Origin of the sequence: Streptomyces sp. NPDC005195 (genome assembly GCF_040608315.1) — a bacterium.
Taxonomy (GTDB): Bacteria; Actinomycetota; Actinomycetes; order Streptomycetales; family Streptomycetaceae; genus Streptomyces; species Streptomyces kaempferi.
Map to the genome: position 1 here is coordinate 15,142 of NZ_JBEXHZ010000025.1, position 23,996 is coordinate 39,137.

A 23,996-nucleotide genomic window follows, 5' to 3' on the forward strand; every position below is an offset into this window, starting at 1 on the left:
GTGTGGTGGTCGGGTTGGTCGTTGCCGTGGGGGGACGGGCTCCGAACCGAGAGGCATCCCACTCGGGCGCGGCCTCGGTGGACTGCCGGCGTGATGTGGCTAGCTCCACCCCGTCCTGCCGAACGGCGGGCCAGTTCCGCTGCAGCACGCGCGCGGGGTCCCGGAGACAGCTCCACGGGTCCCCGCAAGCGCGCGGGGAAGGGCGGGGGGCAGTGCCTGTGCTGCGGCTGGCGGGGCGCTACTTGGGCAGGTGGTCCAGGGCGCGTTGCAGCAGGGGGCGGTGCGCGGCGTAGAGGGTGCGGCCTGCGGCGGTGATCGCGGCGTCGAGTTCATTGAGAGACTGGAACGGCCACCAGGTGGCGTCCAGAGCATCGTCGGCGGCGACGGCGGTCACCGGGGCGGGCAACTGGTACAGGGCGCTGGTGGATGCGACCCATGCGTGATCCGAGGTGCGCCAGTCGTCGACGACGTCCCGGCCCAGGATCACGGGGTGGTGGTCGGCCAGGTCGACGCCGGTCTCCTCGCGCAGCTCGCGGACCAGGGCGGCGGGGGCGGTCTCGCTGGCGTCGACCATGCCGCCGGGAATCGCTTCGACGTGGATGTCGTCCCGGGTGATGAGCAGTACCCGTCGCTGCTCGCCGGTGCCCGCGACCACGATCGGGTCGGCGGCGGCGTTCTCACCCCATTTTCCGAGGTTCCGGCCGGTGCGCCCGGTGCGGCCCGGTGGGTGCAAGGGCCAGCCCCGTGCGTCCAGCTCGTAGGGGATGAGCGCGGTGGCCCGTCGGTGGTCCCAGTCGTCAACGTCGGTCGGCGTGGCGGCTGCCTCAGCCCAGTCCGGAACGTGCCTGGCCAGTGCAGCAGGGTGCAGCTCGGGAGGCGTGATGTCGACCGGCGTGTACCCGGGCCAGCTCGCCGACCAGCAGCGCAGGCCAGTGGGGATGTTCTCCGTGGTATCGCTCATGGGCTCTCCTGGTCTCGTGGTGGGTGAAGGAAGGGCCGCAGCCAGGTGCTGCGGCCCTTCCTGCGTTCAGTGGGTGTCGGCGTGCACGGCGGTGGTGGTTCGCACCGTGTCCGCGAGCAACGCCGTCAGCTCTCGGCTGTGGCTGACGACGGTCCGCAGGCTCCGGATGAGCTCCGGCGCCAGGTGCCGGCTGCGGGCGTCGGCCAGGACGGCCTCCAGGTAGACGAAGTCGGCGAGCGCCCGGGCGCGGATGTCGATGAGGCACGGCTGCACGGTGAGTTCGTCGTGCTGGGCGGCGGCGAGGTCGGTGGGGTCGGGGGCCTGGCTGTAGGCGAGGTCGGTCTGCTGGCTGAGCAGGGCGTCGACGTCGGTGGTGTCGGCGTAGGCGCGCCGCCGGCCGAAGCGCGCGGCGACGGCGTCGATCAGGGAACGGGTTGCGGGCACGAGGACCTCCTGCAGAAGGTCGTCGCCTGGTCCGGGCGACCGGGCGGACACGGTACGTCCACGACCGCTACCCAAACGGTCGAGGACGTGCCGAGAGCGCCGGGGCTTCCTGTGTGGGATCCGCTACCGCCAGGCGTCGACGGTGCGGCTGTGCGGTTCGGCGGTGATGCTGGTGCAGTCGTCCGGGTCCCTCTCGTCGTGAGGAGAGAGACCGGCGGTAGGCCGGAAGTCAGAGAGGACCTCCATCAAGTGCTCTTCGGTCTCGAGGCGGATGTCGATGTATCCCCGGCCGCAAGTGCACGGCACGATCAGCGTCAGCACGTTCGCTGCACCATCGGCTTCGGTGATGAGCAGGGTGTGGTGCAGCCACAGACCGCCGTCCAGCCACGCCACCGCGGACGCCTCCCAGTGCCGGGTCCCTTCGTCGGTGACGGCCGGGTAGCCCTGCCAGTCGTCCGCGCCGACGACCTGGGCGAGTGAGACGCCATAGACGCCATACACGTGGTGGGCCGCGGCCATTTCGGCGTCCTGCCGCTGCTCTTCCTCGGAGGGGGAATCACCGTGCTGGTCCACGAGCTCCAACAGGTAGGCGATGGGGGAATCCGCGCAGAATGAGCGGGCGGCCGCGTGCAGTGTGTCGGTCATCTGGTCTCCCTGTCGGGATGGGTCGTACGGGCCGGACTGTCCGGTCCTCAGCACCGCGCCGCCCCATGATCGGGCCGGCGCGGCACAGAGGGCCGTCAGGCAGACGCGCGGTGCACCACGGGCCGATGCAGATCGCGGTGGACCAGGACGACCTGGTGACCACGCCGACGCAACCGCCGGGCAAGAGCGTGCGCCGTGACACCTGCACGATGCCGGCCGCCCGCACAGCCCACCGCGATGGACAGCGGATGTCCGTCCCCGCCCGGGCCGCGGGCGTAAGCCTGGGCTTGGGCGACGGTCGCTGCGAGCAGCTGCCGTATGCCGGGCGTGCCGAGGACCGCGCGGATCACGCGTCGGTTCCGGGCGGTCAGCTCTCGCAGGCCCTTGTCCCAGTGCGGATCACGGAAATGTTGGCGCAGGTCGAGGACGATGTGGGCGTCGTCGGGGCGGGGACCGTGGAGGTGCCCGAACGAGGTGATGCGGATGTCCATGCGGTGGTCCTCTCAGGTGTCAGGGGGTGAGCTGGTGGGCGGGTGCGGGACTGTAGGTGGTGGGGTCGGCGGGGGTGCCGTCGTGGCATTCCAGGCAGCTCCCCAGGGCGCGCAGCGGTACTGGCGGAGTGCACATGTTCCGAAGGTGTCGTATTCCGGTCCAGGTAGGTGGCTTTCAGTTGCGCGGGCGCGGTACCGAGGCGCGGGCGGGACCGCTTTTCCAACAGCAGAGCAGCGCAGCATTGAAAAAAGGGTGGCCTCGCCTGATTCACGAGTGGTGTGCAGCACCCCCGGCACACAGTTGAAGCCCCAGTGCCGTGTGGCGGCCATTGCAGCGCGGGAACTTACTTGCGGACGAAGGCGTGGCCTGCGAGGGTCCCGGCGTGAGCACGATTTTGAGAGACAGGCAGCGGTTCGCCACGGAAGTGGGTGACCGGGACCACGAGCTGTGCCGGGTGGACATCTGGGCTGCGGGGCAGTGGCTGACCTGCGACGACAACATGGTCTTCGTCCGGCAGTTCCGCCGCGACGTACGGGACACGGCCGCCTGGCTGCGGTCCGGCATGGCCTCTGCACTGCCATTCGATGGCCTGTCCCCGCAAGCCACACACCGGCGTCTCATGCTCCGCGCCGGAACTGACGACGAAACCGAAGCCGACTTCGAGTTTCGCAGCCGGTTCCGTGTCATGGACTGGGGCCCCACGACCGACAATGTGACGACCCACCTCTTCCGAGACGGGGACGGGTCACTGATCACGCTGCAGTTCCGGCGGGACGAACACCTGCTCAAGCATCCTGAGCATGCGGGCCAGGTCTTCGTAGCGAAAATCCCGACCGCAGAGCTCGTTGGGATACTCGAAGATCTCGTGGACATCCTCGACGGTAGGCAGAGCCAAAACCATCCGTGATCGGGGTGACCGCTCAGCGAGCTCCGGAGTCGTCTCGGCGGGTGGCGATGTACTCCGTCCAGTCGCGCTTGGCCAAGGTGGCCCATCGCGTCGCGTTGTGCACGCTCGTACCGGTGACTTCCGCGAGGATGGACGCCGGGACGTCGGTGGCCAGGGCGAGGCGGGCTGTGTTGCGGCCGGCGAGTCCTGTCAGGTCGGCTTTCCGGAGCTGGATGTGCATCGACTGCAGGGACAGCGGCCGCGCCGGGTTGGAGCCCGGGAAGAGCCACGGGGTGGTGCTGGCGGAGCGGTTGTTCTGCCAGGCCGCTTCGGCCAACTCCAGGCGCTGGCCGACCAGGGTGGAGATGCGTGGTGGCAGGTCCACCTGGTGCCCGTTCAACTGAAGGCGCACTGTCTTGCCCTCCCGCACTACGTCGCTGGTGGTGAATCGGAGGATCCTGCTGATTTGCAGGCCGAGGAGCAGGACCAAACTGCCGACCACGCGTGTCGCCAGTGGGAGGGTCTCGTCCCCGACGCAGCGCCGCAGTTGCTGCAGCCGCTCTTCGTCCTCGATGAAGACGCTGGGCTGTTCCACCCGGCGCCGCGGAACGTCGAAGTCGCGGGCGGTGAGCTTGTGGCGCTCCGCCCAGTGCAGGAACACACGGATGTCCCTGCGGTGACGCTTGCCCTGGGACAACCACCGGTCGAGCGAGTGCTGGTTGAGGTCGGCCAGGGTGAGGCCTTCGTCGTCCAGCCAGGCCAGCAGTTCCAGGGGGCGCTGGATGAGGGAGCGGGTCCGCGCCAGGGACGACGCGGCAAATCCCTGGCCGCGTCGGGCTCGGTCGCGGTGGCGTCGGATGACGTACCAGTGCGCGAAGGGGCTGACGATCTGCCGGTGCTCCGCGGGCGCTTGCGCGAGGACGTGGTCGGCCCAGCGGGGCAGGCGTTCCACTTCTTCGTAGCGCTGGGGTAGCACCTCGGCGGTCGACAGGAGATCGCGGACGTAGGTGGTATCCAGCTTGTCGGGCAGAGAGTCCAGGTCCCGGTGGGTGATCGCGCTGTGCCTGGTGGCCAGGGCGTTGAAGAGGTCGGCGACGCCGTCGAGGTCGAGCCAGTGGTGCACGGTCACGGGTCGTCCGGCGGCCAGGAGCGCGGCGCGCAGCGGTTCCAGTCGCGCTGGGACCGTGGGTGCGCCGGGTGGTGCGAGCAGGCCGGTCACGCGGTGGTCGAGGACACATCGGGTGCAAAATCCGCGGCGGAAGAGCAGACCGCTGACGCCGCAGCCCTGGCATTCGTAGGCCTGGCCGGTCCCAGCACACGGGCCACAGCAGGCAGCGCCATCGGCGTGGCGGCCAATGAGGGGGCGGACCTGGCCGCAGTCACCGCACGGGGCCGGGGCGCGACGGACCTGGGTATAGCAGGTGCCGCAGACCGGGCCCACCGGCCATTCGGCCTGCACTTTGCGGGAGCGACCACACACAGCGCACGACCGCGGTCGGCTCTCGTGGCAGGTCGGGCACAGCGGCTCGCCGAGGAGAAGTGCCGCCACCGGGCGCGTGCGGCCGCAGCGGGAGCAGGGGCGGTCGGGCACGCGGTAGCACAGTGAACACAGGTCGGGCTCCCCTCCTCGGGCGCGCTTGATGATGTGCCGCATCTGCCCGCACTTCCCGCAGGTCCGGGTCGGTGAGCGGTAGCAGCGCCGGCACACCGGCCCGTCAGGCGTCACCGCCTGGACGGGCGCTTCGGTCCCGCACGAGATGCAGACGCGGGCAATCCGGGGCCGGCAGTGGTGACACAGCGGCGGACCGTCCACGACGCCGGTCTTGCGCACCTCCCGGCCGCACGTCGCGCAGCGGGGCATCGACGCGGCGCGTGTGCAGCTGCGGCAGACCGGGCCGTCCTCCTGTTCGGTGGTGCGGCGGGCCGGGCGCGCGCAGCGCACGCAGGTCGCGTAGTGGGCCCGGCTGAAGCAGTACGGGCACAGGCTCCGCCCCTCGATCTGACGCCCCAGTTGGCGTGAGGCCTTGCCGCAGTCCGCGCACGCCGGCGCCGTGACTGCGGAAATGCCGTGGTCGATCATCGCGTGCGCGAGCCGGACCATGGCGAACGGCTCCGCCGTGCCGGGACGTGTCAGCGCATCGGAGTTCGCAGCCAGATGCCGCTCCAGGATGCCGACCGCGGCTCCGCGAAGGCCCGCCTCGCCCAGCACCTCCTCCAGGACCAAGCCGTCCAGGCCCGGCAGGGCTGCGTGCAGATGCTGCCGGATCCGCGCCAGGGCCCCGGTGGTTCTGCCCTGCCGGGTCACGTCAGGTCGGGGCGCCGGATCGTGGTGCGACGCGGCCGTGGCTGCGACGGCCCCGCCTCGCCGGCTGTCTTGCGGACCTCGGCGTTGACGACCTTGACTTCCAGCAGGTCGTTCGGCTGGCAGTCCAGGATGTCGCACAGCGCCGCGAGGGTGTCCATCGACAGCCGCTGAGGCGGCTGCGTCACCAGCCGGAACACCTGTTCCCGCGACAGGTCGACGCCCCGCTCTGCCAGCAGCGGCGCCAGCGCGGAGGTCTGGAACATGCCCTTCTCCGCCATGCGCAGCCTCAGGTGCCAGACCACCCCCATCTTGCGGATCACGCCGGCTCCTCCCACAGATCGCCGTGGCGCTGTTTCAACGCCCGCTCGAGCAGCCGGTTGCGGTATTCGTCGGAGACCCCGGTGTAGATCGCGGTGGTACTGGCATAGGCGTGACCGACCTGCTCCTGCACGAACCGCTCCGGATACCCGAACTCGATCAGGTGCGTCACATAGCTGTGCCGCAGACTATGCAGATCGAGCTCCTCCGGCAGCTCAGCAAGTTCACGGGCTCTGGTGAAAGCGCCGTTCAGGCCCCGCAGGGAGACGCGGCCGCGGCGCTCGGTCACCCACAACGCCGGGTGCTTGCCGGGCGCGAACCCGCCGCGAACCTCCGAGAGGTAGTCGGCCAGGACGTCAACGACCCAGTCCATCTCCGGAACCGTCAGCACGGTGCGGCGCTTGGGTGGACCGCCCTTGGACGCCTTGCCGAACCGCACGAACACACCCCCAAACTTCCCGTAGGAGGTGACCTTCGGATTCCGCCGCAGGTCGACCAGGTCCAGCCCGCACGCTTCCTGGCGGCGCAGTCCGTAGGCGTAGACGGCCTTGAGCATCACCGCGTCGCGCAGCGCCGCCAGCGCCCCTTTGCGCCCGCGTCGGCGGATGGTCTCCACCTGCTCGTCGGCCGCGTCAAACAGCAGCTGGACCTCGTCATACGACAGCGGACGCCGCCCCGGCGAGCCCTCGTAGGTGCTGGTGTGAGTGATCGAATTCCACTCGTGCAGGATCTCCACCGGCTGACGGCCGAACCGGTCCAGGCAGACCCGCGGCCACTCGTACCGCTCGTCGGTGACGTACTCGCAGAACATGCGGAGTGCGTTCTGGTAGTTGCGAGCCGTCGACACCGCGAAGTTCGGCCGCCGCGCCCGCAGGAAGTCGAAGAATGCCTCGGCTTCCGCGGGCTGCCACTGCCAGGGGTACTGGTTCGAGAAGTCCGCCAGCCGTCTCACCACCGACAGACGCGGTTTGATCGTCGACTCGTAGTTCAGGAACCGCGTTCTTTGCTGCCGGGCCCAGCCCTCGATCATCGCGGCGAACACCGCTGGCTCCGGATCGAGGTGCACCACCCCTTGGGCAAGCACCAGATGGGCAGCGCCTGCCAGGTCCGTCGATTCGGTCACGTTGCTTCTAACGCAACAACGTTGAGACGGTTACGAACCGCAGGTCAACGCCCTCAACCCGGCCCTGCGACGGGTGTAGCGTGGCTCCACCCCAGCAACAAGGCCCGCGTCATCCACGGCGAATGTTGCATCCGATGCAATATCGCTCGCTTAATGCAGTGGTGATACCGGCGTCGACACGCCGGGCATCGCTGGCGTGCCTCCATCGCCCGGTCCAGGGCCCGCTCTTTCGCGAAGGTCATCGGCCGGACCGGCAGGGCGCGATCGATCCGGTACAAGTAGGTGGGCCGGCTGCAGATGCGTCCGGGCCAGAACCCGCACGACTTGCAGCGCAGGACGATCGGCGGCTGGCCTGCGGGGCGCAGTCCGAGGACGCGTAACTGACGCCGGGTGACGAGGTTTTCGGGAGCGGTTCCCCAGTCGTACGTCTCCAGGTAGACGCCGCTGTCCATCACCGTGTCCAGGCGACGGGCAGCCGGACGGGCCGGAGCGGGAAGCGGGGGCCGGGGCGCATCGGGCGAGGCCGGCCGATCCTGCGGCGCGGGCGGGGCATGAGCACGGGTCTGGTCCTCCAGGCGTCGGTGGGTAGAAAGCCCTGCGCCCTGCGCACGGGCGCGGGACGCAGGGCTGTGCTGTTGTGCTGCTCGTCGCAGCCGCTCGCTGGGTGTGTCGGGCGCATGACCCGCTATGTGAGGGGTGCCGCCTCAGTGCCTTCGCTTTGTGCGCTGACGGATGTGGGACGGAGCGTTCCCAGCACCCCGTCCAGCTCGTCCGGCTTCACGAGGACCTCGCGTGCCTTGGATCCGTCACTCGGCCCGACAATGCCGTGCGACTCCATGAGGTCCATCAGTCGTCCTGCCTTGGCGAAGCCGACCCGCAGTTTGCGCTGGAGCATCGAGGTGGAACCGAATTGCGAGGAGACGATCAGTTCGGCTGCCTCACGCAGCAGGCCGAGGTCGTCGCCGATGTCTCCTTCGATCTCCTTCTTCTGCTGGGTGCCCATGAAGACGTCGGCCCGGAAGACAGGCGTCATCGTGTTCGTGCAGTGCTGGACGACAGCCGCGATCTCGTCCTCGGTGACGAAGGCACCCTGCATCCGGGCAGGCGTGTTCGCTCCCATGGGCAGGAACAGCCCGTCGCCCCTGCCGATCAGCTTCTCGGCGCCGGGCTGGTCGAGGATGACGCGCGAGTCGACGAGCGAGGAGGTGGCGAAGGCGAGCCGCGACGGCACGTTCGCCTTGATCAGTCCGGTGACGACATCGACCGACGGCCGCTGCGTGGCGAGCACCAAGTGGATGCCGGCCGCGCGGGCCAGCTGCGTGATGCGGACGATCGCGTCTTCAACATCGCGTGGGGCGACCATCATCAGGTCCGCGAGCTCGTCGACGATCACCAGCAGGTACGGGTACGGCTGGAGTTCCCGCTCGCTGCCCGGCGGCGCCGTCACGGTGCCGCGCCGGACGGCCGTGTTGAAGTCGTCGATGTGGCGGAAGCCGTACATGGCGAGGTCGTCGTAGCGCAGGTCCATCTCCCGCACGACCCACTGCAGCGCCTCGGCGGCCCGCTTGGGGTTGGTGATGATCGGTGTGATCAGGTGCGGGATACCGGCGTACGCGGTCAGCTCGACTCGCTTGGGGTCGATGAGGATCATCCGGACGTCCTGGGGGGTCGCGCGCACCATGACGGAGGTGATCACACAGTTGATGCATGAGGATTTTCCGGAGCCGGTGGCCCCGGCGACCAGGATGTGCGGCATCTCGGCGAGGTTGGCCATCACGTAGCCGCCCTCGACGTCTTTGCCGAGCGCGACGAGCAGGGGATGGTCGTCTGTGGCGGTCGTGGCCAGCCGCAGCACGTCGCCGAGGTTGACCATCTCGCGGTCGGTGTTCGGGATCTCGATGCCGACCGCCGACTTGCCGGGGATCGGGCTGATGATCCGCACGTCCGGGCTGGCGACCGCGTAAGCGATGTTCTTGGTCAGCGCGGTGATCCGCTCGACCTTCACGGCCGGGCCGAGCTCCACCTCGTAGCGGGTGACCGTCGGACCGCGTGTGAAGCCGGTGACCCGGGCGTCGACCTTGAACTCGGTGAACACGTTCTGGAGCGAGGCGACCACGACGTCGTTGGCGGCGCTGCGCGCCTTGCCGGGCCCCCCGTGTGTGAGCAGGTCGAGTGCCGGCAGGGAGTAGGCGTTGCCGTTGGACGGCTGCGGCTGCGGCGTGATCACGGGACGGGTGCTGTCCGCGCTGGCGAGGGACGGCTTGGTGAGATCGGGTACGGCCCGGGGAGAGGGCATCACCCGGTGCGGCTGAGCTCCAGCCGGCGCCACCTGTGGTGTTCGCCGCGGGGGGACGGCGGCCCGCGCGACTGCGTCGCGGCTACTGGCTTCCCCTCGTGCCTCTCGGCGGTGGGAGGCACGTGCGGGCGTGGTCTCGCTCGGCTGCTCGGTGTGCCCTTTTTTGTCTTCTTCGGGCAGGTCGGCGGCTTTCGTCTGGGCGACGCCGAGGTAGCCGACGAGGCTTCGTAGCCGCTGCGGGATGGCGGTCACCGGCGTGGCCGTGACGACGAGCAGCCCGAAGACGGTGACGAGCACCAGGAGCGGCGCGGCAAGCACGCTTCCCATGGAGTGCGTCAGCGGGGTCGCGACGCCCCAGCCGATCAAGCCACCGGCGTGCCGGATGGCCTGCATGCTGTCGCTGCGGGCGGGGGAGCCGCATGCGACATGGATCAGGCCCAGGACTCCGATAGTCAGGACGAACAGTCCGATGACAACCCGGCCATTGCTCTCGGACTTCTGCGTGTGCCGGATGAGCCGCACGGCGAGTGTGACGAGCAGCACCGGCACCAGCAGGTCGAGGCTGCCGAAGGAGCCGGTCACCAGGATCTCGACGAGATCGCCGACGGGGCCTTGGAGGTGGGCCCAGGTGCCCGCGGCGACGATCAGGGCGCTGCTGAACAGGAGAAGTGCGAGGCCGTCCCTGCGGTGTGCCGGATCGAGGTTCCTGGTGCCCTTCCCCATGTGGCGGAAGAGCCGGAACACGATCCGGGTAGAGATGGACGCCGGCCTTGCCGCTGCCCTCCTGGCGGGAGTCCTTTTGGCTGCGGGCCTTGCCGGTGCCCTTTTCACCGGATTGGTCTTGGCCGGTGTCCTCTTCGCGGCAGTCCTCTTGGCGGGGGGCCTCTTGGCCGGAGGTTTCTTCTTCATTGTGGGCTCCATGACGGTTCGGGAGGCAGGTGGTACGGGACGGCGAGGACGGGTGGAGCCGCGCGGACGGCCGTTGTGCCTGTCTCGGCGAAGTCCTTCAGCCGGTGCGTCGGGCGGTCGTGCAGCGACTGCAGACGAAGCGGCACTCCGTGCCCAGGGACGTCGCCCCGCATGCGGGACAGGGCGGGCCGAGCAGTTCGCGAAGTGATGGGGGGACAGCGGCGCGTGGGCTGTACCGGCTCCCTGCCCGCCCCCGGCCCCCGGGTCAGGGGGTCGAAGGGCGGACAGGCAGACGTCAGTTCGGCGACGGCGGCAGGTACGGGGGCGCGTACGGCAGGTAGTAGGCCTGCTGGGTCTGCGGCGTGTGGATCTCCGCGTGAACCTCGACATCGGGCGGGGCCAGGGCCTCGTTGTGCACGTCGACCTGGACGAAGGCCGCTGGTCGCAGGCGCAGGCCACGCAGCGCGATGCCGGACAGGACGACCCAGGTCAGCAGGGCGAGCCCGGCAGCAACCTCGCGCCCCGGGGCGGGGGTTGCGATCCACACCATGATCACGGTGGTCGCGCCCCACACCGTCCAGGTGAGCCGCGCGGCGCGGTTGTAGAAGACGCTGGCGGCGAAGGAGGCCAAGCCGAGGGCCTGCCAGACGCCGTACGCGGCGGCAGCGGTGATGGGCAGCGCCTGTGCGTGAGTGAGGAGGTAGCGCCGTACCGGCTGGTCGATCGTGGCCAGCGTCCCGTCGATGGCCGCGGACAGGCCCGTGGCGTGTGGCGCGACCTGGGCCAGCAGGAAGGCGCCAGTGAGTGTGATCGCGGCGGTGAACCTCGTGCGGGCGACGCTCTCGTGCTGCCACAGCCTCGACAGGTTCGATCGCATCGGGCGAATCCGGCCGCTTGCCCGGCAGATGACCTGGTTCAGGCAGTGCCGCCGGGGCGCGCGCTCCTGGCTGTTCCCGTCGTCGGAGCTGATGGTCATGGTGGTGTCCCTCTCTTCGTAGCGCGCACGGTGCCGCGGGAACAGGTGTCGAAAGGTCCGGACGGCGTGCTGCGGGAGCGCGTCCCAGCGGGCGCGGAACAGCAGCCCGTCGACGTGCTCGACGGTGTCCTGGGCATCTGCGGGTGTGGGCTCATGGGGTCGGGCGGGCCGGTTACTGGCCGTCGGTGATCTCGTTGTGCGTCCGCCCCAGTCCGCGGGTGTGCGTGTGCAGCTCTGTGTGCTGCACGTTCACGGTGCCGGTGTACTGGTTGACCGTGTGGTCCGGCATCTCGGAGGCCACGTCGCGGAGGGCTCGGCCGATCATGCGGGCAGCGGCGCCAACGGCGATGAACACTCCGGCGGCACCCAGGCCTGCGATGGCCAGTTGCGTGGGGCTCATGCTGGAAAGACGCCACAGCACCAGGGACATCGCGCCGCCGACGGGCAGGGAGCCCCAGGAGTAGACGATGACGAGGACTGCGTGGTCGGTGGCCTTCTGGGACATGGGGGCCCGGCCGTCCTGAGCGAAGGGCACCGCGGTGCCCACGGTGGGGCGGTCCGGCGCAGCTGCGACGTCCTTCCACCGGGTTGCAGTGGGCGTGGGGTTGTTGCCGCTGAGTCCCTCGGCGATCAGCCTGATCGACTCGAACTCTTCCTGGGCCGTCAGCTGCCGTCCCGGCCGGCTGTGCTCGTCCATGGTGGTGACTCCTTACTGGAAGCCGAAGCTGCGGGAAGGACGCAGGGAGGTGTCCCGCCGGGCGCGGCGGGACACCTCCCTGGCGGGGGTGTTCTCTTACTTGGCGGAAACGTTGTTGACGGTGTCGCTGAAGGCGCCGGCGCCGTTGCCGAACAACTGCTGGACCTTCTCGACGCCGGAAGCGCCGAGGGGCGTCATCATCACGAGGATCCAGAAGATCGAGACGACGGCGACCTCGCGCTTGCGGAAACTGCTGTCCTTCTTCATCCACCAGCCGATGCCGCCGGCGACGAGCAGAGCGAGACCCGAAATGGTCAGTTCCATGGTGTGATCTCCAGCATTCTTGAGGGGGATGGAGGGGTGTCAGGCGTCGAGGCGCTCGACGGTGTGCCAGTCGCGGTCGACCTGGGCGAGCTTTCCGAGCCGCTCGAGCCGCCGCGTCGCGTTGGCGACGTTGGGCGGCTTGAGGGCGGTGGCCTCGGCGATCTGCTTGTTGCGGCGGGCTCCTCGGTCGACGGCGTGCCAGACGAGTTCGGATCGGCTAGGCGGCACCAGGTCGTCCAGGTCGTCGTCTTCGACGTCTGTGTCGGTGTCGGCCGGGCTGGCGGAGGCGAGGTCGACGACGGTGGTGTCCAGGCCGCGTTTCTCTCGCTCCTGCTTGACCATGTCGCGCAGGAACTCCTCTTCCTCGCCGGCGTCCATGTGCCGGTATTCGTCCCGCCGCAGGTAGGCGATGCCGGCGGGGCTCATGTCCGCGATGGCATCGGCTTCGGCCTGTGTGAGGGTCGGGCGGGGCAGGTCGCGGGCGATGCGCACCGGGTTGGCGTGGAATGCCATCCGCGCCTGGGTGTACTGGTCGGACCCGTCGGCGATGTATCCGAGGCCGCCGGTTCCGGAACCGTTGGGGAAGGTCTCCGGGATCGGCTCCAGGCGGAACTTGGGTGTCCTGGATCCGAGCGACATCACGTCGACGTCCGCGCGCGCGGTGCGGAACAGGGCGATGTTCCCGGACTGGAGCATGTCGCGGATGGCGCTGGCGTGCCGGTTGGTCCCGATGGAGTCGAGGTTGGGGATCTGTACGTACACCCGGGCGCCGATGCCGGCGGACCGGGTCTGGCGGCCGAGGTTGGAAACGGAGGCCAGGAGCGGGTTGACGTGGTCGTTGCCTTCCATGACCATTTCGTTGAACTCGTCCCAGGTGACCTGCATCGGAGCGAACGGCTCTCCGGGGACGAAGAAGCTGCGGCCGTCCATGACGCACCCGTCGGCGTCCTGCCACTGCATCTTCATCTGGGTCGAGAAGCGGAACTTCCCGACGTCGACGGCAGCCTGGCCCATGAGCATGGCGCCGTAGTGGCTCTTGACCATCCAGTCGAGGATCTGGGTCCACGAGGCGAACCCGGCGCCGTACTTGCCGTCGGCCAGCCACCCGACGATCCCGTTGATCATCTGGGCGATCAGGAGTGTCTCTTCCAGTGAACTCTTGCCCGAGCCTGTGGTGCCGGAGGAGAACGAGTGCACGGCGGACATGCCCTGGTAGCCGGTGAGCCCGTACTTCCCCTCGTTGGGGATCATGAGGCGCCAGCGGGCGGGATTGCCGTAGATGTCTTCGCCGACCGTGACGTAGCCCTGGTCGTCCATGACGAGGGCGCGCGTGTCCAGCGGCACGCCGTCCTGGAGCGGGTTGACCGACATTTCGTTGACCTCGACGCGCCGGGCATCGAGGACCCGCAGGTGCAGGTGGGAGACGGCGTCTTCGCCGTCCATGTCGAGGGCCTGCGCGATGGCGAGAGGCTGCACGTCGGAGACCGAGGAGCCGCGGCGCGGCATCAGCAGCTTGAAGCGCCTACCGAACGCGGTCTGCTCAGCGTCGTACAGCTCGCTGCCGTGGTACGGGGTGTACTCCTCCCACACGGCCGCCAGGTCGTCCATGTCCAGCTCGGAGGACCTGCTCCGCAAGCGCACGGACAGCTTGGCGCGGGAGGCGGCCATGTCGTCGGGCCGGTAGATGTTGACCGCCCGGGGCGGGACCTCGAAGGCGATGGACACGGAGTCCTGGCCGACGCCGAGGGCGGGCTTGGCGGTCGTGGAGACGATGATCGCGGTCAACCGGTCCTCGTCCAGGTGGACGTCGGCGAGCTTGGACGCGGCCAGCGGGCCCTGCTCGCAGGCGATCCACTCGTCCCACCGGGCCAGGTACCAGTCGAGGCCGGTCAGGTCCGCGGCCGCGGCCGGCGTTCCCCGGTCGGGCAGGGCCCACATCCGCGAGCCCCAGGTCGCCGCGGTGGAGGCGACGACCAGGCGGGCCCACCAGGGCACGTCGATGTAGCTGCTGGCGGGGATCGCCGCCAGGGGGCCGGCCCGCAGCGCCATTTCGGCCGGGCTGTAGCGGCGCCACCAACCGCGCTCCCAGTTGGGCAGCGCCTTCGCCCAGAGAGCGTGCAGCGCCGCGGACCTTCGGCGGAAAGCTTCGGCCTTCGCGTCGCGGACCAGGGCTGCGCGGTCGGGACGGTTCTGCCAGCTCTCGGCGATGCCGACGGTCGGCACGAGCAGGCCGTCGGAGCCGACGGCCGGCTTGTGGGAGTGGTCGAGGTCCAGGCGGCGGCGCATCCGGCGGACTCGGCGCCGGTAGCCGCGCCGGCTGCTGCGGCACATCCACTCCCACGGTTCGCCCTGCCCGGGCAGCCATCGCCACGGCCCCGGGTGGGTGCCGAGTGCGGTCCAGGCGGCGGCGACACCGGTGGTACCGAGGGTGGTGTACAGCAGCGGGTCACCGGACAGCCAGCCGGAGGCGAAGCCGAGTCCTGAGCCGGCGTAGAGGCCTGGGTTGTGCATCTGGGCCATCCGCGCACGCAGTCCGGTCAGCTCCGGCGGAGCGTCTTCTTTCGTCTCTTCCTGGGTCGGGGGGGTCGTGGCCATCCGGTTCTTCTCCGATTTCAGCGAAGACGAAGGGCGGGACCGCGTGATGCGGTCCCGCCCTTCGTGCAGGGGTGGTGTGTGCGGGCTAGCGAGGCTGGATGAAGCGCCGGTCGGCCATCTTCACGGTGTGGGTGCGGTTGGCGTCTCTCATCCGGCCGTGCTCACCTTCGGTCGCCTCCGCCAGCCCCTGAGCGTTGGCCTGCAGGGAGTCGGCGCGGCCGACGATGCCCTGGACGTTGGCGGCCATGGCCTCCGACAGCGTGGAGACCTCCATGTAGGCGCTCGTGGTCGGTTCGTCGACCTCCAGCTTGCCCATGGCCTCGGACAGGTACCGGGCCGAGTCGGCGCGGTCCTTGTACCGCTTCTCCAGCCGCTCGACGGCCCGCTTGGTCAGGGCGGCTCGGACCCCGTAGGCCGTCGCCCTGGCCAGGAGGGCGGCAACGGTGACGAACGAGCCAACAGCTTTGCCTGCGCTCATGGTCAGGCCCCCCTCGTCTCGTAGACCTCGGCGTGTGCGGAGGTGTCCTCGGCGTCGACCGCGTCGCTGATGTACGCCTCGCGTTCGGCGACCTGCTCCATGTCCTGGGCGATGTCGTAGTAGACGCCCTGGCCCGCGATCAGATGGCCCTTGGCCCTGACCACGGCCTCGTCCTGGGCGAGCGTGTTCCTCTTCAGGTCCTCGAGGTGCGTCCCCATCCCCTGGTAGTCCTCCCGGCATCGGGCGACCCAGGCCTTGAGGGTCGCCCCGAAGCCGGTGTTCTCCATCTGCGCGAGCAGGTCGTCACCGCGCCCGACTTCCCTGTCGGCGCGGTTCTTGATCCGATCGCAGCTGTGTGAGTCCTCCTTGCACATCAGGGAGAGCTCATCGCTCTCCTCCGCCACCGACTCGTAGGTCACTTCTGCTGCCATTCGCCCAACTCCTTCGCCGGCGGGCGCCGGTTCGCTGTCCTTGACCAGTGCCAGTGGGGCCCTTTCGGGCACGGCCGCCGGACTTTCCGATTCACGAACCGGGTCTTCGGGTCCGGCTGGTTTTTCTTCGCTTCCAGGGGCCGTCGGCGGGGATTCCGTTTCGGCTGCCCCGGGGGGTGCTTCGGAGCTCTTCGGCTCCGTGGCATCCTCCGGTTCGGCCTGGGGGGCCGTCGGCGCCGTCTCGGGTTCCGGCCTCGGCACGGGCCCATCTGTGGCTTCCTCAGGGCCTGTTGAGTCGGTCGAGCCCTTCGAGGTCTGGCCGTCTACGGTGGGCGGCTCAGATTGCCCCTCAGGGGGCTTCTCGCCTGCTTCCGGCTCCGACTGGGGGTCCGGCTTCCCGAGGGATACTCCCTCGCTGTCGCCGCTGCCGGGTCCGGCCGTCGGCGGGTGCGCCGGGACCGGCGGCACCGCAGGCGGATGATCCGGCGGCAGCGGGATGAGTACCGGAGCCGGGTCCGGGTGGCCTTCCGCGCGACGTCGGCGGCGGTACTCGCCGACCGCGCCCTTGCCGGTGTCCGTGGCCCAGGCGACACCCCGCGCGGCCCACAGGCCCGCCCGGCGCCCCGCAGGCGTGGCCACCCGCTCGATACGGACGTGGTCGCGGTAGCCCGACCGGAGCGCCTCCGGGATGTTGAGAACCGGTGCACGCTCCGAGGAGGCTGGGGGCTTCTTCCCCGGCGCGTCGGTCGTGCCTTCGGCCGGCGCAGCGACGCTGTGCTTGTCAGCGATCTTCTGCACGGCCTTGTCGTGCCGAGTCTGCTCCCTCATGAGGTCCCGTTGAGCCGGGGACAGACCCATCCTCGCTTGCTCGCTCTGCGCGCCGGCCGTATGCGCTAGCCACGCGCACGCAGCGAGAAGCAGTAACTCCATCGCTTTCCCCTCACGGATTGCAACCGGGGGAGTGAAGGCCCGCCCTCGTGCGCGTACGTACGCGTGTAGGGGCGGGTCGGGTTCATCTCGTCCCCGGGTGAATGAATGGGTGAATGATCACCGTGTGTGACGAACAGTGATCTGCTGGAGGGTGTCGCTCACCTCGCGCCAGGCGCGGTTCGCGATCACTGGATCGACCTTCTGCAGCACGCCACGCAATCGGTCCAAACGCTTGGTCGCGCCCTCCTTGGGCGACCGTTTGTCCGCCCGTTTGATCTCGTTGGTCCAGTACGCGGATCCGCGGACCGAGTGCCTGTCGGTGGTCCGCTGGAGGAGGTCGACGACCTCGCGCCAGACGCGGTCGGCGACCGACGGATCGGCCCCGCTCAGCAGGCCGCGCAGCCGGTCCAGCCGGCGTGTCGCGCCCTGCTTGGGCGACTGCGAGTCCGCCCGTTTGATCTCTTTTGTCCAGAACGCGGTTCCGCCCACGTTGCGTGATCCTCCGTTCGATTGTTGGGTCAGCGGGGGATGGAACGGCTGGGGCTGCCACGCAGTCCCAGCCGCTGTTCGTGCTGGTCACGCCGCTGCTCACCTTCCTGACGGGCAGGTGGGGGTGAGAGGGTGGACCCGGCGCTTCGGCGCCTTCACCGAGTCCCCGAGGTGTTGACGGCATCTCGGGGGCCGGTGGAGCCGTCGAAAGGCTCTTCTCGCAGGTCAGGCGGCCTGCGGCTCGTCGTCCTCCTGCGGCTCCTGGAGGTACTCCAGGGCCCGGGCCTTGCGCTCGTGCGCGGTGGTCTGGGAGACGCCGAGCTCCTCCTCGATCTGCTTGAGGGTGACGGCCTTCGGGTCGCCTCCCGCCGCGACGATCATCCGGGCCACCTTGCGCGCGTCCCGCTCCGGCAGCGTGAGCCGGGCTTCCGCCTCGGCCTCGGCCGCGGCCTGGTCGTCTTCGGCCGTACGGCGGCGCGCTTCGGCGGCTGCCTGCAGGTCCTCTGCCGCACGGCGCTCGGCGGCCGCACGCGCAGCTTCCGCTTCCACGGCCTGCTGTTCGGCTTCGACGGCCTCCCGGGTGATTTCGGCGACCCGCTTGCTTTCTTCGGCCGCCTCCCGCCCGGCCTTCGCGGCCGCCAGCGTCGCCTCGTTGGCCTCCTGATCGGCCCGCGCCTGACGAGCCCGCGCCTCGGCCGTCTCAGCCGACTCGAGCGCCTCGGTCTCCTGCTGCAGTTGCCGTTGGCGCGCGGCCCACTTGACCTGCTCTTCCTGCCCCTCACGCTCAGCACGCCGACGTTCGGCCTCGGTCTGGCTGTCCAGCCGCTGAATCTCGGCGTCGGACTGCGCGCGCTGCACCCGAAGGCGCTCTTCGGATCGCCGAATCTCAAGATCGGCGGCGTTCTCGGCCTCCGCCTCGGCAGCCTTCAACCGGCCCTCGGCGGCGACTCGCTCGACCTTGGCGGCGATCTTCGCGGTCTCGATCCGAGAGTCCGTTTCGACTTGCCGAAGCTCTGCCTCAGCCGCCCGAAGCGCCCGAGCAGCGTCGGCTTCGCGTTCCCGAAGCTCCGCCGCCTCCTCGCGGCCACGGGCCGACTCGGCTTCGCGTGCCGGAATTTCCAGTGCCTCGTCGACCGTCAGCCCGAAACGAGCCATCTTGATCGGAAGGAGCTCATCCGCCGGTGTCTTCCGGCGCCAGCCGCGGCCATAACGCTTCTTCAGCAGCTGCCGGTAGATCGTGATGCCCTTCAGCCGGGTCACCACACCGTCGTACGGCAGGCTCCACAGCTTCATCCGACGGAAGATCAGCCACGTGGGCAGCGGCGCGAGCAGCCAGCGTGACAACGGCGGGCTGCCGAGGTCCTGGCCGGCGATGAGTTTGGCCATGCGGCCGATGTAGTGGCGGGCGGCCTCCACCGCGGCGATGAACAGCACCGGGATGACGCCGTGCATCGACGCCGCGAGCGGGTCCGCGGACAACGGCCCTTCAGGGGCTGCCGCGTTGAACGCGACCGTCGCGGCGGTCAGCCCATGGGCCAGCCACCGCAGCACCGGCAGCGACGCCCGCTTCCGCGTCAGGTAGAGATCCATGGCCAGCAGCACCAGGATCCCGGCGTCGATGCCGATCGGGAACGCATACGAGAACTGGCCGAAGCCTTTGGCCTCGGCGAGTTGCCGCAGCGTGTTGTACGAACCGGTGAACCCGATCCCCGCGAGGATTGCACCGCCGGTGCCGGCGACGATCGCGAGCGCCTTCATGGTGCGCGGGTCCGACTCGCTCTCGTCGACCGACGCGGCCGAGGCAACGCCGGGCACGGGGGCGTCCCCGTGACCAGGCAGCCCCGAGCGGAGCGGCAGCTTGTCGACGTCGACGCGTTCGTCGACCTGCGGGGGGCTGGCCATAACAGCTCCTTGGATGTGGAGGAACAAGGACAAGGAACCGGGCCCCGTGCGGAGATGGTCGTACGGGGCCCGGCAGCGGGACGGCCGGCCTCCCACGGGGAAGGCCGGCCGTGAAGCGCAAATCGCGGGAAAAGCCTCTGCCGCTTCCCGCCGCCCCCGCCCAGTTGGCGGGCGGGGACCACGGGCAACGCAGGGAGTCAGGGCGGTGTTGGTCATCCGGGGCAGCCGGCCCATCCGGCATCGACACAACCGGGAGCCGGGCGCTGAGATCACGGGAAGTGGGCTTGAGTCGCGGTAGACACGCGGGCCGACGCCGGCGCGGAGCTCGCGGACGCGGCATCGTCGGGCAGCAATGGGTGCGCCGACCGTGCTTCTGCCGCGGCACGGCGTTGAAGGCTTTCAGCATCGCCGGACCGAACGGCCGGCACTTCGAGTCGACCGCGACGAGGCCCAGGACACCGGTGCGGCGTGCCGATCAGGTAGGTCCTCTGCGGTCAGCCAGCGACCTGATCAGACAGCCGGCCGACCTTGGCGACGTGCGCGTCCTGCTCCTTGACGAGGCGGCGCACCTGCTCGGTGAGCGGCACGTCGGTGATGAACTCGCTGTAGGAGCTGGAGCCGTAGTGGTCGGCCAGTGCGATGGGCCAGTCCTTGGACTCGGGGTAGCCGGCCCTGTCGAGGGCGCCCTGGTGGCTGAGGTCCGCGTAGAGGTGCTTGTCGTGGACGCGGGCGATCTCCTCCGCCCGGGCATCGAACGTACCGGCCGCGGCCAGGGCCCGGTTCTGCGCGTCGACCAGGCGGGCGAGCGCGGCAGGCCACTCCGCGCCGGCCGCCGGGGTGCGCAGATACGCGCAGGCCGCCTCCAGCGCGGCCGCGTCCCGCTCGTAGGCCTGCCAGCGGGCGCCGGTGTCCTTGACGGCCTGCCGCAGGTCGGCGACGTAGGCGGCGTCACGCCACTGCTCGCGCGCCTGCCCGTACAGGTCATCCAGGATCTCGCGGGCCGCGCGGCGCAACGTGAACTCCGCCTCGTCCTCCGTCTTGTAGGACAGCTTCGGGTCGATGTGGAGGTCCGGCGTGGCCGGCTCCGGCTCCCGTCCGGTGAACGGGGCGAACTCGAACCGGAGATAGGTCGGGTGGTGCTGCACCGCCATCAGGTACGGGGGCATGTAGGGCCGCAGCCGCTCCCAGATCTCCACCATGCCTTCCTTGGTGATGTGGAGGGAGCTTCCGAGGGCCGTCTTGCTCTCCGTCACCAGCGCGGGAATGGCGATGGGCGCGGGCCGCGGACCGGTGATCTGTCCGTCAGAGCGTAGTTCGCCGGTGTCCTCGAAGGCGAACACGCCGTTGCACAGCAGGTTCCAGCCCTGTTCCGGGTGGCTCGCGACGATGCGGGCAGCCACAGCGTCCGTGCTGTCGGCGGCCGGGCAGGCCGGGGTGTGACGGCACAGGTGCGGCGGCTGGGTGTGGTGCAGGCCGGTGTCGTCCAGCGGGGCCAGTAACGGGACCATACGCATGCGATGCCTCCGGGCTTTGGGTAGCGGGGTGAGTTGCGCGGCTGCGCGGCTCCCCTGGACGCCGTCCGGCCCGTCCCTGCACACGGGGTGCTGGGACGGGCCGGGCGGGTCAGGCAGCCGACAGAACGGGTCCGGCAGCGCGGCAGCGCAGTCCGCGTGCGGTCCCTGCGTTCTCCGTCGTCATCGGACCGGTCGCTGGGCAGGTCACGATGGGCTGGGCAGGGCTGCGGTCATGAGTGGTTGTGTGGCACGCCGCTGGGACAGCAGGCAAGCATGCGGCTTGGCCGTTACCTCTCTCGGCGGCTACGAGCGACGAGGCCGGAACGCCCGGACTCGTCCAGCCATTGCTGGGCGTGCTCTCGGTCATGAGCGCCAACGATCGGAGCGAGGCCGTCATCTGTGGTGACGAACGCGGACCAAGTCGTTCCGTCGCTTTCTGTTTCGGTCTGGGCTGCGGCGAGTTGGTCTTGCAGCCAAGCGGGGAGGGCCACGTCCGTCTCCTCAAATCCGGTCGGGGCAGGCGGGCTGGAGGTGGGGTGTCAGGCGCTGGCCTGCTGCGCACGGCTGCGAGCCGCACGGCGTTTCATCGAGCGACGCTCGTCCTCGCTCAGGCCGCCCCACACGCCGGCGGACTCACCGCGCTCCAGCGCGCCCTGGAGGCAGCTCTCCTGCAGCGGGCAGCGGCGGCAGACGGCCTTGGCTTCCTCGATCTGGTACAGCGCCGGTCCGGCGTTGCCGATGGGGAAAAACAGTTCGGGGTCCTCGTCGACGCAGACGGCCCTGGGTCGTTCGGGTCCCGCGTCAGTGGAGACGGAGCCGTAGCCCCACGTCGGTACGATGGAGTCGCGGTTCATCAGGGCCTCCCAGAAGGTCCAGTTCAAGAGACAGCCCCGGGGCGGCCACCCTGGGGCTGTTTGATGTCGGCGGCCGGCTGGCCGGAGCGGGGGAGCTCCCGACGCTCTCCGCCGGCCCCGGCCGGCGAGGGCACGGGGACGACGGGCAGGGCCGGGCTCAGCGCTGCTTCTGTCGTGCGTGGTAGGCGTCCTGCAAGCGGGCGAACCGTTCGTGGATCGGCTCTCCGTCCGCGCACGGCGTCGCGTCCCTGCAGGCGGGGCAGTTGGCGGTGTGTTCAGAGGAGTCCGCGAAGGCGTGCATGTAGCGGACGTACAGGTCATCGGTCGGCTTGGTCATTTCTGGTGGTTCTCCGACCGCTTGTTCTTCTCCGCGTTCTTTTGCGAGAGCTCCTCGCGTTCGGCGTCAGTCATGCCGTCAGCTCCCGTACAGCCAGCTCCTGGGCACGTGGGTCGCGTCGTCGGGCTCGTAGCCCTTCTGATCGTCCTCGCGCTCGATGTCGTCGACGATGCCGGCCTGCGGCTGCGCGGTGGTGCGTACGGTCTGGGGGTGAGGTCGGGGGTCGGAGGGCGTGGGCCGGTCGGGGGTCTTCTCGTGCGGGACCGGCCGCTGCGGTAGCGGCGGGCGAGTGGCGGCCGCGGGGGCGTAGGTCAGAATGGTCATGCGGGTCGTCCTGTCTGGAGGGTGACCAGCGGCAAAGAACCCCCGGGGTCGATACCCCCGGGGGTTTGCCATAAATGGGCCCCGCCGCGGCGGGGCAGTGCGTCCTGCGCACTCCGCCGTCGGCCGACCCGCAGCGAGCGGGGCGGTCGACGGCGGGCAGCACAGGCTGCGATCAACTGCGCGGGTCGGCGTCGCGGCCCTCCAACTCCGCCGTGACCTCCAGGTACTCCTGGTGGTCCATGGCCTCCAGCGCCGCGCACCACTCCTCGAACGTCAAGTCGTCACCCATGTCCATGTTGTCCCCCACTCGTCGTATTGGGCTGCCGCACGAACATCCCCGGCCCCGACTGGGGCCGTGGATGTTCGTCTCGGTGCGCAGGTCAGCCGGCTGGCGACGCCTTCCGCGACCCGTACTGCTTGCCCAGTTCGGCCTGCCGTCGTTCGTGCGCCGCCAAGTTCTGCGGCTTCAGCGGCAGCTGCGGACCGCGGAAGTCAGAGAGCGATCCTGGGGTGCGTTGTGCGCACTGGTTGTTGGTGCTTTCGACGGCTTCGCCGCCGTGCCGTGCCCACTGCTGCCGACGTCCGGCCGGCCAGTGCGCCGCCACCTTCTTCGCCCTACGGCGCTCCTCCTCCGCGATCAGCTCACGAGCGAGGCGCCGGGTGGGTTCGAGCTGGAGAGCGAGGACGTACCGGCGGGCAAGCATGCCTCCGTCCGTGCAGTGCTGACCGCCGACGCACACGGTGCAGCCCTTGCGGTGGGCCAGGTACGTCTGACGCTCCGAATCCAGCGTGATCTCCGTCGTGATCCGCGAGACCGGAGTCGCCGAAGCGGGCATCGGCTTGTAGAACTGCTGCGCTGCGCGCCGGCTCTCCTGGGGCATCGCATCTCGCAGCAAGCGGTCCTGCCTGGACTGCCAGCGCCGGACGTCGATGTCGATCTCCACGACCTGATCAGCACCGGGGCACTGGACGTGCTTCTCTCCCTCCGGCACCTTCACTGAATTGCAGTGCTCTCGGATCTTAAGGACCGTGTCGCCCATGATCCTGCGCCAGGTGCGGCAGTCAGGGCACACGATCGACCGCACCTCACCATGCCGGAGGTTGAAGTCCTCGGGTGCCATGGTGCTGAGCAGCAGCGCCGTGCGGCGGTTGGTGTTCTTGGAGCGAGTACGACCGGGACGAATGTGGGGCATCGATCCTCCTGACGCGAGCAAGAGCGAGTGCGGTGCTGCCTTCTCTGCCGCGTCAGGCTGGCTTTTCGACCAGCCTGACGGACAGACAGCGCAGCAGCGCTATTCGAGCTGAAGCAGGTAGAGCTATTGGGTACAGATGCCTGGCCGGGGGAGCTCGGCTCGACCCCATTGCCACCGCCTGAAGGCGGCTGACACCTGCTGTTTTGCGGTATAGCAAGGCTGCTGCGACTAGAAGTTCGTCAGAAGCCGACGGGCTGGCTCAGCGAGTCGCAGCTGCAGGTTCGAACGTCTCGAGGGCCTTGACCGGGATACGGATCGCCCCACTTCGTACACCTGCGCGGCAGGTGCAGGGTCGTTCGTCTCGAACGGCATCCAGCTCTCCGTTCTTGATCCACCGGTAGACAGTCGCCGGGTGCTTTCCCAGTCGACGGGCCACCTGTGCGACGGAGAGGTCGGGCCTCGAAGCCTCAGGCTGTTCCATGAATCTCGCTCCTCTAGGCCGAGTAACGTGACGACCGTACTGCCTTTCGCGAAAGGTGGCAAGCTTTCGCATCGAGGTGCACCCACCTCACC

23 protein-coding genes and 1 pseudogene are annotated in these 23,996 nt (G+C 69.5%); 1 reads left to right on the forward strand and 23 read right to left on the reverse strand.

Annotation, left to right across the window (positions count from 1 at the left end):
• Positions 1–238: 238 nt before the first annotated feature.
• The 4 genes from ABZV34_RS23830 to ABZV34_RS23845 form a co-directional block, all read right to left on the reverse strand.
• Positions 239–961 (reverse strand): NUDIX domain-containing protein, encoded by a 723-nt coding sequence (locus ABZV34_RS23830; protein WP_356280076.1) that lies wholly within the window; start codon positions 959–961, stop codon positions 239–241.
• Positions 962–1,027: 66 nt separating this feature from the next.
• A complete protein-coding gene (locus ABZV34_RS23835; protein ID WP_356280079.1) occupies positions 1,028–1,405 on the reverse strand; it encodes a hypothetical protein in 378 nt (125 codons plus the stop codon).
• A gap of 123 nt (positions 1,406–1,528) precedes the next feature.
• Positions 1,529–2,050, reverse strand: coding sequence for a hypothetical protein (locus ABZV34_RS23840; RefSeq protein WP_356280082.1), 522 nt, complete (start codon positions 2,048–2,050; stop codon positions 1,529–1,531).
• Positions 2,051–2,145: 95 nt separating this feature from the next.
• A complete protein-coding gene (locus ABZV34_RS23845; protein WP_356280085.1) occupies positions 2,146–2,541 on the reverse strand; it encodes an RNase adapter RapZ in 396 nt (131 codons plus the stop codon).
• 383 nt (positions 2,542–2,924) lie between these two features.
• Between ABZV34_RS23845 and ABZV34_RS23850 the strand changes: the two genes are divergently transcribed.
• Entirely contained in the window at positions 2,925–3,449 is a 525-nt protein-coding gene (locus ABZV34_RS23850) for a hypothetical protein (RefSeq protein ID WP_356280088.1), read from the forward strand.
• A 13-nt stretch (positions 3,450–3,462) separates the two neighbouring features.
• On the opposite strand, the gene ABZV34_RS23855 is transcribed toward ABZV34_RS23850, so the two are convergent.
• The 19 genes and pseudogenes from ABZV34_RS23855 to ABZV34_RS23945 form a co-directional block, all read right to left on the reverse strand.
• Positions 3,463–5,733 (reverse strand): hypothetical protein, encoded by a 2,271-nt coding sequence (locus ABZV34_RS23855; protein ID WP_356280091.1) that lies wholly within the window; start codon positions 5,731–5,733, stop codon positions 3,463–3,465.
• Positions 5,730–6,053 carry a helix-turn-helix transcriptional regulator gene (locus ABZV34_RS23860; RefSeq protein ID WP_356280092.1) on the reverse strand — a complete coding sequence of 108 codons (324 nt, stop codon included), beginning with the start codon at positions 6,051–6,053 and terminating at the stop codon, positions 5,730–5,732. Before ABZV34_RS23860 ends, ABZV34_RS23855 begins: the two co-directional genes overlap by 4 nt.
• Positions 6,050–7,174, reverse strand: coding sequence for a tyrosine-type recombinase/integrase (locus ABZV34_RS23865; RefSeq protein WP_356280095.1), 1,125 nt, complete (start codon positions 7,172–7,174; stop codon positions 6,050–6,052). Before ABZV34_RS23865 ends, ABZV34_RS23860 begins: the two co-directional genes overlap by 4 nt.
• 53 nt (positions 7,175–7,227) lie before the next feature.
• Complete coding sequence (locus ABZV34_RS23870; RefSeq protein WP_356280098.1) at positions 7,228–7,626, reverse strand: RRQRL motif-containing zinc-binding protein; 399 nt, start codon at positions 7,624–7,626, stop codon at positions 7,228–7,230.
• Positions 7,627–7,859: 233 nt separating this feature from the next.
• Entirely contained in the window at positions 7,860–10,379 is a 2,520-nt protein-coding gene (locus tag ABZV34_RS23875) for a DNA translocase FtsK (protein ID WP_356280101.1), read from the reverse strand.
• 295 nt (positions 10,380–10,674) lie between these two features.
• A complete protein-coding gene (locus ABZV34_RS23880; RefSeq protein ID WP_356280104.1) occupies positions 10,675–11,355 on the reverse strand; it encodes a hypothetical protein in 681 nt (226 codons plus the stop codon).
• Between the two features lie 172 nt (positions 11,356–11,527).
• Complete coding sequence (locus tag ABZV34_RS23885) at positions 11,528–12,052, reverse strand: hypothetical protein (RefSeq protein WP_356280107.1); 525 nt, start codon at positions 12,050–12,052, stop codon at positions 11,528–11,530.
• 96 nt (positions 12,053–12,148) lie between these two features.
• Positions 12,149–12,376 (reverse strand): hypothetical protein, encoded by a 228-nt coding sequence (locus ABZV34_RS23890; RefSeq protein ID WP_356280110.1) that lies wholly within the window; start codon positions 12,374–12,376, stop codon positions 12,149–12,151.
• A gap of 39 nt (positions 12,377–12,415) precedes the next feature.
• Complete coding sequence (locus tag ABZV34_RS23895) at positions 12,416–14,971, reverse strand: hypothetical protein (protein WP_356280113.1); 2,556 nt, start codon at positions 14,969–14,971, stop codon at positions 12,416–12,418.
• 85 nt (positions 14,972–15,056) lie between these two features.
• Positions 15,057–15,449, reverse strand: a complete 393-nt coding sequence (locus ABZV34_RS23900) for a hypothetical protein (RefSeq protein ID WP_356280116.1) — start codon at positions 15,447–15,449, stop codon at positions 15,057–15,059.
• Positions 15,450–15,451: 2 nt separating this feature from the next.
• On the reverse strand, positions 15,452–15,880 hold the full coding sequence (locus ABZV34_RS23905; RefSeq protein ID WP_356280123.1) for a hypothetical protein: 429 nt from the start codon (positions 15,878–15,880) through the stop codon (positions 15,452–15,454).
• 1,047 nt (positions 15,881–16,927) lie between these two features.
• On the reverse strand, positions 16,928–17,299 hold the full coding sequence (locus ABZV34_RS23910; protein ID WP_356280126.1) for a hypothetical protein: 372 nt from the start codon (positions 17,297–17,299) through the stop codon (positions 16,928–16,930).
• Positions 17,300–17,524: 225 nt separating this feature from the next.
• Positions 17,525–19,201: a DUF2637 domain-containing protein gene (locus ABZV34_RS23915; RefSeq protein WP_356280129.1), complete on the reverse strand. Its 1,677-nt coding sequence runs from the start codon at positions 19,199–19,201 to the stop codon at positions 17,525–17,527.
• Positions 19,202–20,493: 1,292 nt separating this feature from the next.
• Positions 20,494–20,649 (reverse strand): annotated as a pseudogene (locus tag ABZV34_RS23920) (DUF5999 family protein); the annotation flags it as partial.
• 605 nt (positions 20,650–21,254) lie between these two features.
• Complete coding sequence (locus ABZV34_RS23925; RefSeq protein WP_356280132.1) at positions 21,255–21,569, reverse strand: WhiB family transcriptional regulator; 315 nt, start codon at positions 21,567–21,569, stop codon at positions 21,255–21,257.
• Between the two features lie 157 nt (positions 21,570–21,726).
• Entirely contained in the window at positions 21,727–21,906 is a 180-nt protein-coding gene (locus ABZV34_RS23930; RefSeq protein WP_356280135.1) for a hypothetical protein, read from the reverse strand.
• 78 nt (positions 21,907–21,984) lie between these two features.
• A complete protein-coding gene (locus ABZV34_RS23935) occupies positions 21,985–22,230 on the reverse strand; it encodes a hypothetical protein (protein WP_356280138.1) in 246 nt (81 codons plus the stop codon).
• A 380-nt stretch (positions 22,231–22,610) separates the two neighbouring features.
• Positions 22,611–23,423 (reverse strand): hypothetical protein, encoded by an 813-nt coding sequence (locus ABZV34_RS23940; protein WP_356280141.1) that lies wholly within the window; start codon positions 23,421–23,423, stop codon positions 22,611–22,613.
• A gap of 259 nt (positions 23,424–23,682) precedes the next feature.
• Positions 23,683–23,976: a helix-turn-helix domain-containing protein gene (locus tag ABZV34_RS23945; RefSeq protein ID WP_356280144.1), complete on the reverse strand. Its 294-nt coding sequence runs from the start codon at positions 23,974–23,976 to the stop codon at positions 23,683–23,685.
• Positions 23,977–23,996 lie beyond the last annotated feature (20 nt).